Origin of the sequence: Streptomyces sp. NPDC051677 (assembly GCF_044453465.1) — a bacterium.
In the GTDB taxonomy this organism is placed as follows: domain Bacteria; phylum Actinomycetota; class Actinomycetes; order Streptomycetales; family Streptomycetaceae; genus Streptomyces.
In genome coordinates this window covers 19,963-32,280 of sequence record NZ_JBITCT010000062.1, presented here as the reverse complement: position 1 = coordinate 32,280, position 12,318 = coordinate 19,963, and the positions used below count along the sequence as shown (strand labels likewise).

Here is a 12,318-nt window from a genome sequence, read left to right as displayed (position 1 = left end):
CTCTTGGGGCCTGGCCCCCCGCCCCCCCGCGCCCCCCGCCCCCCCCCCCGGCGGGGGGGGGGGGGGGGGGGGGGGGGGGGGGGGGGGGGGCCCCCCCCCCCCCCCACCGCTCGCGTCGATGCGGCTCAGCGCTCGTAGTCGGCCAGGTAGCGCATCACCTGGTCCACATGCGGCCGGACCCGCTCGGGTACGCCGCGCTCCTCGATGACCGTGCGGTCACTGGTGCGGTAGCCGGCCGCGACGAGCGCAGGCAGGTCCTTCTTCGGCAGCCCGGCCTGCTTGAAGCGCTGGTCGAGCCAGCACACGTACAGGCTCATGGTGGAGATCGCGTCCGGCGGCGACATGTAGTCCTTGTCGCCGTCGCCGTCCCCGTCCACCGCCCAGGCCCGGAACACCGACGGCGTCCACATGGCGATGCCGTACTCCTCGCTCGCCGGGCGGGAGGCCTTCGCGTCGAAGCCGCTCTCCGCTTTGATCAGCGCGGCCAGCAGGGCGGGGGTGATCTCCTCGTCGGTGCAGCGGTGGGCCGCGCTGACGATGACGGGGCGCAGCGCCTCGGGTACGTCGGAGTCCTCGGGGATCTCACCGGCCGGCGGGCTGGGCGTACCGGTGGCGGCGGGGACGCCGTGGCCTCGGTCGTCGTCCTGGCTGCCTCCGCCTCCCCCGAGCAGGGCCGCCCCGGCGACCGTGGCGGCGGTCAGGACGACGAGTCCGGCCGCGACTGCGGGCATCAGGCGTCTTCGGCGCCGGTGCGGGCCGCCGGTGATGTCCTCGACCCGGGCGGCGACGCCGGCGGCCGTGTGCGGGAGCCGGGCGGCATGGTCCGGGGCCAGGCAGCCGGCGATCAGCCGGCGCATGTCCTCTTCGAGACCGGCATCGAGCCGCAGGGGTGCGGTGCCGCGGGCGTAGGTCTGGGCCGCGAGCGAGCGGGCCCGGGCCGTCGCACCCGGGAAGGGGTGGAGTCCGCCGGTGAGCACCTGGTGGGCGAGGACGCCGAAGGCCCAGATGTCGGCGGTGGGGCGGACGACGGCGCCCTGCGTGCCGGTGCGCTGGGACCACCACTCGGGAGGCAGGTGGTCGAGGGTGCCGAGCGGCGGCAAGTGGGCGTGGGTGCCGTCGAGTTCGGCGGCCAGGCCGAAGTCCGCAAGCCACACCTGGCCGCCGGGGCCCAGCAGGACGTTGGCGGGCTTGAGGTCGCCGTGCACCCACCCTGCGTCGTGCATGTGGGCGAGTCCGGCGGCGACCCCGCGCAGGACACGGTCGGCGTCCGCGATCGGCCCGCCCGTCCCGGCGGCGTCCAGTACGTCCTTCAGGCTGGCCTCGGCCCGGTCCATGACCAGCGCGATCGCGCCGTCCAGGGCAGGCAGTTCCGGCGCCTTGACGGTGCACACCGCGTGGGTGCGGACGAGGTGGGGGTGGTCGGCCTCGGCGCTGAACCGGACCTCGCGCACCACGAGTTCACCGAGCGCGGCACCCTGCCCGGGCCCGAGGGCACGGGTCGGGAGCACCTTCACGGCGACGGGCGTGCCGTCCGCGACCGTACGGGCCTCGTACACGGTCCCCCAGCCCCCGGAGCCGATGACCGCGCCCACCTCCCAGCCGTCGATGCGGAAGCCCTCCGGGAGGCCGGGCGGACGGGGCGCTTCCCACTCGTCGTCCCGTTCCTCGGGCGTCGTCATGCGCCGGCCTCCTGCGCGTCGGTGAGGCGGCCGGCGCCGCGGGGCGGCAGCAGGCTGAGGTGCTCCTCGCGCACCAGACCGAAGCGCAGGCCGACGGAGGCGAGCCGGGTGCGCTTGGCGCCGGTGCGGCCGCCGTCGGTCGCGGTCGTGGCCTCCTCGCCGAGGTCCAGGCGCAGCTTGGCGAAGGCGAGGTAGTCGATGTGGTAGTTGACCGCGGAGCGCGTCAGGTCCCGGCAGGACTCCAGCGGCCGCAGCCGCTCCACGATCTGCCCGACGCCGGGCAGCGCCGAGTCGGAGGGGTCGCGCAGCCGGGGTTCACATAGGGCCACCAGGACGAGGAAGTACTTCGACGTCGGGTCCAGGGCGAAGGGGTGGACGGTCTGTTCGCCGCCGCCCGGCACGGACTGCTCGTCGAGATAGGCGTGTTGGGGTGCGAACACCTTGAACGTGGCGGTGCCGGACAGGGCGGGCAGCACCACGCGGGAGAACTCGAAGGGCACGGGCGCCCCGAGGCGGCCCGGCGCGACGGTGAGGTACTCGCCGGCCCCCTCCAGGTTCTCCACCACGTATGACACGCTGCGGCTGAAGTTGGACAGCCGCCAGTAGTCCCCCGCGGCTTCCAGTTGCCCGGCTCGGCGGGAGATACCCGGGTCGGTGAGGACGATGCGGACTCCCGTCCCGCCGCGTCCGAAGGCTGCGATGTCTCCCGGCCCCAGGTGGATCAGTTCGGGACTGCCCGTTTCGTCCGCACCCCACTGGGCGGTACCGGGCAACTGCACGATGATCGTTTCCACGCGGACTCCCCCGCTGATGTCGCCCCCGATTTGGTCGCGAGGATTGTACGGTCGGCTCCCGGGTGCCGCGGAGTCGGCGGGGCCGCCTTCATGCGGGGGTTTCCGGGCGCTGTGCGACGGCGGCAACCAGCAGAGGTTAGTCACCAGCTGAAGTTCGTCGTCGCCAAGTGGCTGGAGCGCAAGCAGCAGGGCGTCCTGTCGGCGCAGGAGGCGACGAACTCCGCCGTCATGCACCTCGCCACGGCCTGACGACTGTGCCGGACGTGCCGTACCGCCCCCGCTGGAAGGCCTGGTGGGAGGCGATGAGGGGGCCGGGTGCGCCGCGACTGAGCGCCGCACCGGGCCCCCTTCCCGCGGAGGCGTCAGGCCGCTTAGTGTCCCGTCCCATGGATCATGAGGAGCAGCAGTCCATACGCCACTTCGACCACTGCCCCTGGCTTTTCGCCGAGGAGGCGACCGCGGAACAGCGGGCCGCCCAGCGGGAGCGGCAGCAGGCGCTCGGCGGGGACAGTGAGGTCGGTGAGCGGTGCTATGTGGCTGAGTCCGCCGCCGTGTTCGCGGACCGGCTGCGGCTCGGAGACGACTCCTACATCGCCGCTCACGCCTATGTCACAGGGGAGTTGGCCACCGGCTCGGACTGCTCGCTGAACCCGTTCGCCACGGTGCGGGGCAGCGTCACCCTGGGCGACGGCGTGCGCATCGGCGCGCACACCTCGCTGCTCGGCTTCAACCACTCCATGGCGTCGGACCGGCCGGTCTTCCAACAGCCGCTCACCAGCGAGGGGATCACCGTCGGGGACGATGTGTGGATCGGCTCGCACGTGGTCGTCGTGGACGGGGTGACCATCGGCGATCACTGCGTGATCGGGGCCGGGGCGGTGGTCACCAGGGATCTCCCGGCCTGGACGGTGGCCGCCGGCAACCCGGCCCGGCCACTGCGCAGTCGACTGGACGACAAGGCGATCGCCGCGGCCCGCCCGGACCCCGGCGAAGGCCGCCTGATCCGGTTCGCCGACACCGCCCGCGCCCAGGTCTCCGGTCTCCTCGCCCGGTGCTGGAACGGCGACCGGTACGTCGACCGCCCCGGAGCGGCGCCCACGGTGCGCGCGCACTGCGATGCCGTGGAGATCGCCGGCCTGTTGCTGGGCGCCGCCCCGGAGCAACTGACCGCCGACGAGCATGTCGAGCGGCTGGCTGCCCTGCAGGACCCGCACACCGGGCTGGTACCGGAGTTCGGCGAACCACTGCCGGCCGTCGACGCCGACGGCTTCATCGGCGACGGGGCCGGCCTCTATCACGTCCTGTCCGTCGGCTACGCCCTCGACTTGCTCGGCGGATCCTTTCCCCATCCGGTGCACGGCGTACGGCAGATGACGCCCAGGCAGCTCGTCGCACGGCTGGAACACCTGCCGTGGCAGGACGGTGCATGGGGTGCCGGCGCCTGGATCGACTCCTGGGCCACGGCCGCGCACTGGAACCTCCGGCAAGCGGACGACGCAGTCATGCCCGGGACCATGGAAGCCCTGTTCGGCTGGCTGCTGACCCGTGCCGACCCGTGGACCGGCATGTGGGGCGCCCCCTCACCGTCGGCCGGTCGGCTTCAGGTGGTCAACGGCTACTACCGGCTCACGCGCGGCTCGTTCGCCCAGTTCGGGGTGCCGGTGCCGCACCCGGAGCGGGTCGTGGACGCGGTCCTGGACCATGCCCGGGACGCCCGCTATTTCGGCGCCGGGCAGGAGAACGCCTGCAACGTGCTGGATGTGGCCCACCCTCTGTGGCTGTGCACCCGGCAGCTCGGAACCGGCGCGAACGGCGAGGGCTACCGGTCTGCCGAGATACGCGCCTGGGCCGAACGCCAACTGGCCGCGGCCCTTTCGCGCTGGCAGGACGGCCAGGGGTTCGGCTTCGGGCCGGGCGTCACCGGCCCCGGCCCGGAACCCGGACTCCAGGGCACCGAGATGTGGCTGGCCATCGTCTGGCTCCTCGCCGACCTGCTGGGCTGCTCCGACGCCCTCGGCTACCGCCCCCGCGGCGTCCACCGGCCGGAGCCGGCGGACCGGCGTGATCCTGCGACGTGAGCTTGAGGGCGCCGTGTCGTGTCTGGTCTGACCTGGGTGAGGCCGTAGCCGAGGTCGTCCAGGGCGACCGTCTCGAAGCCGCGCCGAGCCAGGACGACCTTCGCCTGCGCATCCGGGTTGCGGTAGCAGTCGAGGTGGACGCGGTGCCCGCGCCAGTCCGCAGAACTTCTCCTCGGGCGCCGTGTCGTCGGTCGGCCGGGGTCGGGTCGGGTGGGCAGGAGCTGCTGCAGATCGCGCCATGCCTGCTGGTCGCGGTAGAAGGCGGGGGCGGGGCTGGTCATCGTGGGCGCCTTCCGGCGGTGGCCTGCCGGTGGTCAGGCGGGGGCGAATGCCGGGCGGCTGAGCGCCCCGCGGGTGATCATCCGGACGCCGGCCTTGAGTCCCGGCGGGCGGCTTCGACGTCCCGCAGGTCGTCCTCCAGGCCTCGGGGGAAGGTCGGCCGCATCGTGGCCCTGCCTGCTGTGCGCTTTCGGGGACGACGTTCGGCCAGGGCCGAGGCCAACAGCTCGGTCGGCCGCCGCGGATGCCTGCTCCAGCAGCGCCTGGACGGCCTTGGCGAACGCCGCGTCCTTGCGGACGCCGTTGCGGCAGAAGCAACGGTAGGCGCTGTCGGGTACGACGTGGGACGTCGGAACCTTCGACGTGGCTACATATGTAGCACTCAGACGTAAGAGCGCGATTCCGTGCGCGCGTGGCAGGGACTTGGACCGTGGGCGAGGGCGGCTCTCTCCGGTCAGCGGTCGAGCAGGTCGCCGAATCCGGTGAGCAGGGCGCGCAGTCCGAGATCGAAGGCCAGGGTGGCGCGGCTGCGGTCGGCGGGCGTCTGGTCGAGTACGGCGCTGAGGTGCGGGGCCGTGTCGCGTGCGACGTCGGAGACCATCACGGGCGGCGCCACCAGGTCGAGAGCGGAGCCGAGCACGAAGCTCTCCAGCGCGGTGATCAGCGGCATGACGTCCTTCGCGGCGAAGCCCGCCTCCAGGAGCAGGCCCGCGACCTTCTCGTACATCGCGTGCATGAAGGGTTCTGCCAGCGGGGCGGTGGCGAGCAGGGGGACCGCTCCGGGGTGGGCGGCGAACGCGGCGAGGTAGGAGCGGGCCCAGCCCTCCAGGGCCATGGCCCAGGGCTGTGACCAGTCCTGGGTGTCGCCGGTCGTCAGGGCCAGCTCCTCGCGCATGAGCGAGATGATCTCGTCGCGGCCCGCGACGTGGTGGTAGAGGGCCGACGGGGCGACGCCCAGGGCCCTGGCCAGGGCGGGGATGGAGAAGGAGCCCTTCTCGTCGGCCAGGCGCAGTGCCGCGGCGCCGATGCGCCGACGGTCCAGCAGGGGGGTGCGCGGCCGTCCCACGGTGGCTCCTCGTCCTCGTGTGCCGTAATCCAGACGTTACCGAATGGCATTCAGTAAAAGTCTTCCCAGTCGTCCGGGCGACGCCTACATTACCGGAAACCGAATGCCTTTCAGTTAGGTGGTCGGCCGAGGGAAAGGCACTGCCACACGCCATGCACGCCGACATCGTCTTCATCTCAGGGACCGTCCGGACCGGGGCCGCGGACCCGCCCCTGTGCGACGCCCTCGCCGTCACGGACGGCCGGATCACCGCCCTGGGCGCGGAGGCACTGGCGTCCCGGGGGCCTCGTACGGCAGTCGTCGATCTCGCCGGAGGAGCGCTGCTGCCGGCGTTCGGCGACGGGCATGTGCACCCGGTGATGGGAGGACTGGGGCTGGCCGGGGTCCCGGTTCGGGACACGGCGAGCGTCGAGGAGATCGTCGAGGCCGTACGACGCTGGGCCGCCGAACACCCCGAGGCCGAGTGGATCACGGGGGACGGCTTCGACCCGTGGCTCGCCCCCGACGGCCGGTTCGACGCCAGATGGCTGGACGCCGCCGTACCCGACCGTCCCGTCGTCCTGCGCACCATGGACCACCACACCGCGTGGGTGAACAGCGAGACGCTGCGCCGGGCCGGTTACACGGCCGGCACCCCGGACCCGGCAGGCGGGGAGATACTGCGCCGGGACGGAACCGCGGAGCCGCTGGGCACCCTGCGTGAGTTCGGCGCCCTCGGCCCGGTGCTCGCCCTCATTCCCACGGCGTCCCACGAGGCCCAGGTGGCGGCGCTGCGCGAAGCCGCCGCCCGGTTCGCCGCGGCCGGGGTGACCTGGGTGCAGGACGCCTGGGTCGAACCGCACCAGGCCGATGTCTGGGTCACCGCCGCGACCACCGGGCCGCGACTCCCCGTCCGCGCCGACCTCGCCTTCGTCCTGGAACCCGGCGACTGGCGCGAGCGGATCACCCGGTTCGCCGCCGACCGCGACCGGGTGGAGAGCTCCGCTCCCGGACTGCTGACCGCCCGGACGGTGAAGTTCTTCGCCGACGGCGTCATCGAGTCCGGCACCGCCGCCCTGCTGGAGCCCTACACCGACTGCCCGCACTCGCACGGCATCGCCAACTGGACACCCGCGGAGCTCGCCGCAGCCGTCACCGCTGTCGACGCGCTGGGCTTCCGCGCGCACCTGCACGCCATCGGCGACGCCGGAGTCCGGGGCGCCCTGGACGCGATCGAGGCCGCCGCCCGTGCCAACGGCGCCCGGGACCGCCGACCGGTCATCGCCCACGCCCAGCTGATCCACCCCGCCGACCTGGCCCGTTTCGCCGCGCTGGGAGTGATCGCCAACCTCCAGCCGCTGTGGGCCCAGCCCGACCCCCTGATGACCGAGCTGACCCTGCCGAGGATCGGCCCGGAGCGCGGCGGGCGGCAGTACCAGATCGCCGCCCTGCTCGACTCCGGCGCCCGGCTCTCGTTCGGCAGCGACTGGCCGGTCACCGCTCACGAACCGCTGCGGGGCATCGCCACCGCGGTGACCCGCCAGACACCCGACGGTGAACCCGCGGGCGGCTGGCTGCCCGAGGAGCGGATCGACATCGACACAGCTCTCGCCGCCTACTCCGCGGGATGCGCCCACCAGGCGTTCGAGGAGAAGGAATGGGGCGCTCTGCGTCCCGGTATGCGCGCCGACCTGGTGCATCTCGCCGCCGACCCGGTCGGGACCGCCCCCGGTGACCTCGCGCACCTGCCCGTCCTGGGCACCTGGCTCGCGGGCCGGCGCACCCATCATGCCGCCGCATTCCAGCGCACGGGCGCCGGGAGACGATAGACCCATATCGTCGTCACCACCGGCCCGTGTGTCTCCGACACCCCACTCACACGCTCGACCACACGTACCACGCGGAGACCTTCATGACCGAGCCCCTCATCCCCATCGCTCCCCAGCAGCCCGGGTCGGCCGCCGGGGCCGACCCGAGCCCTCATCTGCAGCGCAGCACCCTCGGCGTCGCCGACATCGTCTTCTTCGTCGTCGCCGCGGCCGCCCCGCTCACCGTGATGGCCGGCGTCGCACCCCTCGCCATTCTCTTCGGCGGCATCGGCGCCCCCGCCGCCTATCTCGCCGTCGGCGTGGTGCTGGTCCTCTTCGCCGTCGGCTTCACCGCGATGACGCCGTACATCCGCAACGCCGGCGCCTTCTACTCGTACATCGCCCGAGGCCTCGGGCGTCCGGCGGGGCTCGGCGCGGCGCTGCTCGCGGTGTTCTCGTACAACTCCCTGCAGATCGGCATGTTCGGGGCCTTCGGCTTCTTCGCCTCCACCACGGCGAACGACCTCCTCGGCGTCGACCTGCCCTGGCCGGTGTACGCCTTCGCCGGGATCGCCGTCGTCTGGCTCCTCGGTTTCCGCTCCATCAACCTCGGCGCCAAGGTCCTGGCCGCCCTGCTGATCGCCGAGACCGCCATCCTGACGCTGCTCGCCGGAGCCGTCCTGGTCAAGGGCGGCGCGAGTGGGCTGAGCCTCGACTCCTTCGCCCCCTCGAACGTCTTCGTCTCGGGGATGAGCGGACCGATCGGTCTGGCCGTCGCCGCGTTCATCGGCTTCGAGGCCACCGCCATCTACCGCGAGGAGGCCCGCGACCCCGACCGCACCGTGCCCCGCGCCACCTATCTGGCGGTCGGCTTCCTCGGCCTCTTCTACGCCTTCATCTCCTGGGTCATCGTGCAGGCGTTCGGCAGCGACCAGGCCGTCGCCGTCGCCGCGCAGAACCCGGCGGAGATGTTCTTCACCGCCATGACCCGCTACGTCGGCGGCTGGGCCAGCGACGTACAGCGCGTCCTGATCGTCACCAGCGTGCTCGCCGCCCTGCTCGCCTTCCACAACGCCATCACCCGGTACGTCTACGCCCTGTCCGCCGAGCGCGTCGCCCCCGCGGCGCTGGGCCGCGTGCACCCCAGACACGGCTCGCCGTGGGCGGCCGGCGTCGCGCAGAGCGTCCTGGCGGTCGTGGTCGTCGCCGTCTTCACCTTGATCGGCGTCGACCCCTACACCAAGTTCTTCCTCTGGGTGAACACCCCCGGCGTGGTCGGCATCCTCGTCCTGCAGGCGCTGGCGGCCTTCGCGGTGCTCGCCTTCTTCCGCCGCAACCCCGCCGAGCACGGCGAGGGACGCGTGCGTACCCTGGCCGCTCCCGCTGCGGCCGGCATCCTCCTCACCGCCGCCACCGTGCTGGTCTGCCGGCGCCTGGACCTGTTCACCGGCGCCGGCCCGACCGTCAACTGGAGCCTGGTCGCGCTCACACCGGCGGTGTTCCTGGCCGGCGTCGTCTACGCCGTGCGCATCCGCCGCACCCGGCCCGACGTCTACGCCAAGCTCGCCACGACCGACGTCGACACCGTCTGATCCCCCCGCGCCCGGCGGTCCCGCCGTCCGACCCGACCTCGGGCGCGGGACCGCCCTGCGCACATACGCCCGACCACGAGACGGTCCACGAAAAAGCCGCACGCCCATGATCCTCGGCCGCAGCAGGAAACCGACACCGCGCCTCGCGGCCGAACCCGACGACACCGACCCGGGCAGAGTGCGCCTGGCAGCTCACCGGCCGCGGCCCCGCACGGCCCCTGGCGGCCGCGGTCAACGAGCGGCCGCTCGGGAAAACCGGCCGGGCCTGGCACTGCCGCTCCCCCGGCCGGCCGTCGTCGCGGCCGTCACCCGCCCGGGCACACAGCGGTCCCGGACCGACCAGCAACCGCGACACCCCGACGCGCACACCCTGTCCGCCTGAGGGATCCAGGCCCGCGGCCGCCGCACCCCGCCGTCTCACGCCGAGTTCGAGGAGGCCGTCCGGGCGTGTGCGACGGCGGCCCGCCAGGCACCCGACGACCCGAACCCGTGGGCGGTGAGACCCGGTCCGCTCCGCCAAGGACGCAGGCCGCCTGGGGAGGTGTTCCCCGTCTGGCGCAAATCGTCGAGCTAGACCCCTGGCGCCGTGAGGCGTACCGGCAGATGCACGGCTGCCTCCCGCCCCGCGGTCGCACACTCCCGGCCATGCACTTCGCGGATCGGGCACGGGCCACGGCTCCGACGGCCGGGCTTGCGCTGCTGTCCCTGACGGACCGCTGTCACGGGCCCTCTCCCAGAGCGGGGCCCAGGCCCTCACGGCGGACCGCCCGGACTCGAATTCCTCGGTGACCACATCGCCCTGCGCCCCGCCATGCTCACGGTCCTCGCGTTCGTCGTCTGCGCCGCCTGCCTGGCCCCGGCGGCGGAGACCGGGCCCCGCACCAGCGGCCCCGCCGCCGCGCGCGTCACCGATGCCGACCTGTCCGCCACCGCCGACGACACAAGACCGGCGTAACCTCTCTGCCGTTCGGCAGCCTGCTGGCGCGTCTGCTCGACGTGTCGGCCGTGGAGGCGGCAGCGGTGTTGGCGGTCGACGGCCGATGGGCCGGAGCCGGCGTTCGTTCCCCGATGGGAACTACGGCGTGACCGTCAGAAAGGTCGTCCCGGCAGTGTCAGTGCCGTCGTCGAAGCGGACCAGGCCGAGGTAGGACTTGTCGGCCGGGAGGTTCTGCCAGGAGACCTTGACCTCGACGGTGTCCCCCATGGCGACCTGCTGCACGGCCGGGTTTACGGTGGCCGGGTGGTCGGGCTTGGCGTCCTTCCCGATCAGCCAGGTGTGCAGGGTGTACGTCTGGCTGTCGGCCCCCTGCGGCAAGGCGTACGGGACGACGTGCACCGTGTAGGTGCCCGGCTCGGTGAGGTCGACGTGCTCGTCGTTGCCGCCGTCCCGCTGGGCGAGGATGTTGCCGTCCTTGTCGATCACCCACAGATCCACGTCGCCGCCCTCGATGTACTCGGAGGGCAGGATCGCCAAGCGGACGAGGTCGGTGCCGTCGTCCACGGTGACCTCGGACTTGGCCACGGCGGCCGGCGACTCCCAGGGGTCGGGGCTGGTGCCGGTCAGGGTTCCGGTTTTCACCGTGTCCGCGTACAGGCCGTTGACAGCAGTGTCGAGCGTGCCGTCCCAGCCGACCCGCGGGGTGAGGGTGATGGAGCCGGTCGCGCCCTTACTGGTGGTTTCCGCCGGTGCGGAGAGGCGGATAGCGCGCGGTGCGACGGGGCTGCGGACCTTGTGCCGCCCGTCGCTCAAGGTGACCGAGCCGAACTTCCAGTCGCCCTGCCCGCGCCGTTGGGCCCGACCAGTACGTGGGATGCCGGGCGCAAAGGAGATGCGGGCCGAGGTGAGGCGGGCTACTGCCGCAGATCACTGGGAGTTGTTGCCCCACAGGCTCTTGTCGTCCACGTTCGTCTTGGTCACCAGTGGCGCGGGGAGCTGGTCCTCCAGCCCGTTGGGCAGTTGGACGATGGTGGAGCCGTGGTCGGTGGGCCCGGGCTTGAACGTCTTTCCGGAGGCTGCCGCCTTGGCGTAGTACAGGGCGTACTTGGCGTAGAGGTCGGCGGGCTGGGAGACGGTGGCGTCGATGTTGCCTCTGCGAATCGCGTCGAATTCCTGTGGGATGCCGTCGTTCGAGACGATCGTGATGTGCCCTGTGGAACCCGCGGGCTTGAGCAGGCCCTTCTCCTCGAGCAGGGACGTGGTCGGCTGCAGGAAGGCTCCGCCGGCCTGCAGGTAGATGCCGTTGATGTCCGGATGCTTGGCCAGCAGGGCCTTCAGCTTGACGTAGGCGACCGCGCCGTCCCAATCGGTGGCCAGCGGATGGACGGTGATGTCGGGGAACTTCTTCTTCATGCAGGCGTCGAAGGCCTCAGTGCGGTCACGCCCGTTGATGGAGTCCAGCGCCCCTTCGAGCTCGGCGACCTCGCCCTTGCCGCCGAGCTGCTTGCCGAGGAACTCGCATGCCTTGGTGCCGTACGCCCTGTTGTCGCCCCGCACCACCATGTAGACCTTGCCGCTTTCGGGCCGGGTGTCCACGCTCACCACCGGGATGTGCTTGCTCGCCAGTCGGTTGAGGGTGGGGGTGATGGCACCGGTGTCCTGCGGTGCCATGACGATGGCCTTGGCTCCCCTGCTCTCCAAGGCCCGGACGTTGAACACCAACCTGCCGACGCTGTTCCGGGAGTTCGTGATCGGCAGGGCGTCGATGCCCTGGGCGGCGACGTACTCCTTGGTGTACCGGGCGTAGGAGTTCCAGAAGTCGGAGTCGGAACGCGGCAGGTCGATGCCGATCTCGGAGTCTGAAGCGGTGCTTCCGCGGTTGCACGCCACGGTGGCTCCTGCAAGCACTGCGGCGCCGGCCACTGCGGCAGTGACACGCAGGTGATGGGGATTCATGTCCGCGCTCTTCTCATGAAGGGGGCCTGTCATCGAATGTCTCTTTGCACGGCACAGAGCCGGTCCGTACAACACCGTTCTGGGCGCACAGCCCGTTGGCGCTTTACCAGCAGGGTTCGGGTTGCGTGAGGCCCGGGAACAAAAGGGGGC

The 12,318-nt window shown here is 72.3% G+C and carries 11 protein-coding genes; 5 read left to right on the top strand and 6 right to left on the bottom strand.

The annotated features are described in order from the left end of the window. Positions 1–125 precede the first annotated feature (125 nt). Together ACIBAF_RS42985 and ACIBAF_RS42980 are read right to left on the bottom strand one after the other, a co-directional pair. Positions 126–1,679 carry a protein kinase gene (locus ACIBAF_RS42985; RefSeq protein ID WP_399471163.1) on the bottom strand — a complete coding sequence of 518 codons (1,554 nt, stop codon included), beginning with the start codon at positions 1,677–1,679 and terminating at the stop codon, positions 126–128. Beyond that, positions 1,676–2,473, bottom strand: coding sequence for a serine/threonine protein kinase (locus ACIBAF_RS42980; RefSeq protein WP_399471161.1), 798 nt, complete (start codon positions 2,471–2,473; stop codon positions 1,676–1,678). Before ACIBAF_RS42980 ends, ACIBAF_RS42985 begins: the two co-directional genes overlap by 4 nt. 111 nt (positions 2,474–2,584) lie before the next feature. Between ACIBAF_RS42980 and ACIBAF_RS42975 the strand changes: the two genes are divergently transcribed. Together ACIBAF_RS42975 and ACIBAF_RS42970 are read left to right on the top strand one after the other, a co-directional pair. Continuing rightward, positions 2,585–2,722 (top strand): hypothetical protein, encoded by a 138-nt coding sequence (locus ACIBAF_RS42975; RefSeq protein WP_399471159.1) that lies wholly within the window; start codon positions 2,585–2,587, stop codon positions 2,720–2,722. Positions 2,723–2,859: 137 nt separating this feature from the next. Next, a complete protein-coding gene (locus ACIBAF_RS42970) occupies positions 2,860–4,551 on the top strand; it encodes an acyltransferase (protein WP_399471157.1) in 1,692 nt (563 codons plus the stop codon). Here ACIBAF_RS42970 and ACIBAF_RS42965 read toward each other — a convergent pair. Beyond that, complete coding sequence (locus tag ACIBAF_RS42965) at positions 4,491–4,832, bottom strand: hypothetical protein (RefSeq protein ID WP_399471155.1); 342 nt, start codon at positions 4,830–4,832, stop codon at positions 4,491–4,493. The genes ACIBAF_RS42970 and ACIBAF_RS42965 overlap by 61 nt on opposite strands. 452 nt (positions 4,833–5,284) lie before the next feature. Continuing rightward, the gene (locus ACIBAF_RS42960) at positions 5,285–5,896 is read right to left on the bottom strand and encodes a TetR/AcrR family transcriptional regulator (protein ID WP_399471154.1); all 612 of its coding nucleotides are present in this window, start codon (positions 5,894–5,896) and stop codon (positions 5,285–5,287) included. A 152-nt stretch (positions 5,897–6,048) separates the two neighbouring features. Here ACIBAF_RS42960 and ACIBAF_RS42955 point away from each other — a divergent pair, with 152 nt between their 5' ends. The 3 genes from ACIBAF_RS42955 (at position 6,049) to ACIBAF_RS42945 (ending at position 10,230) form a co-directional block, all read left to right on the top strand. Next, positions 6,049–7,704 (top strand): amidohydrolase, encoded by a 1,656-nt coding sequence (locus ACIBAF_RS42955; RefSeq protein ID WP_399471152.1) that lies wholly within the window; start codon positions 6,049–6,051, stop codon positions 7,702–7,704. An 83-nt stretch (positions 7,705–7,787) separates the two neighbouring features. Continuing rightward, complete coding sequence (locus ACIBAF_RS42950) at positions 7,788–9,275, top strand: APC family permease (RefSeq protein WP_399471150.1); 1,488 nt, start codon at positions 7,788–7,790, stop codon at positions 9,273–9,275. An 811-nt stretch (positions 9,276–10,086) separates the two neighbouring features. Next, positions 10,087–10,230: a hypothetical protein gene (locus ACIBAF_RS42945; protein ID WP_399471148.1), complete on the top strand. Its 144-nt coding sequence runs from the start codon at positions 10,087–10,089 to the stop codon at positions 10,228–10,230. A gap of 120 nt (positions 10,231–10,350) precedes the next feature. Here ACIBAF_RS42945 and ACIBAF_RS42940 read toward each other — a convergent pair whose 3' ends face one another. Further along, positions 10,351–11,025, bottom strand: a complete 675-nt coding sequence (locus tag ACIBAF_RS42940; RefSeq protein ID WP_399471146.1) for a hypothetical protein — start codon at positions 11,023–11,025, stop codon at positions 10,351–10,353. Between the two features lie 114 nt (positions 11,026–11,139). Continuing rightward, positions 11,140–12,168, bottom strand: coding sequence for a sugar ABC transporter substrate-binding protein (locus tag ACIBAF_RS42935; RefSeq protein WP_399471144.1), 1,029 nt, complete (start codon positions 12,166–12,168; stop codon positions 11,140–11,142). Between the last annotated feature and the right edge of the window lie 150 nt (positions 12,169–12,318).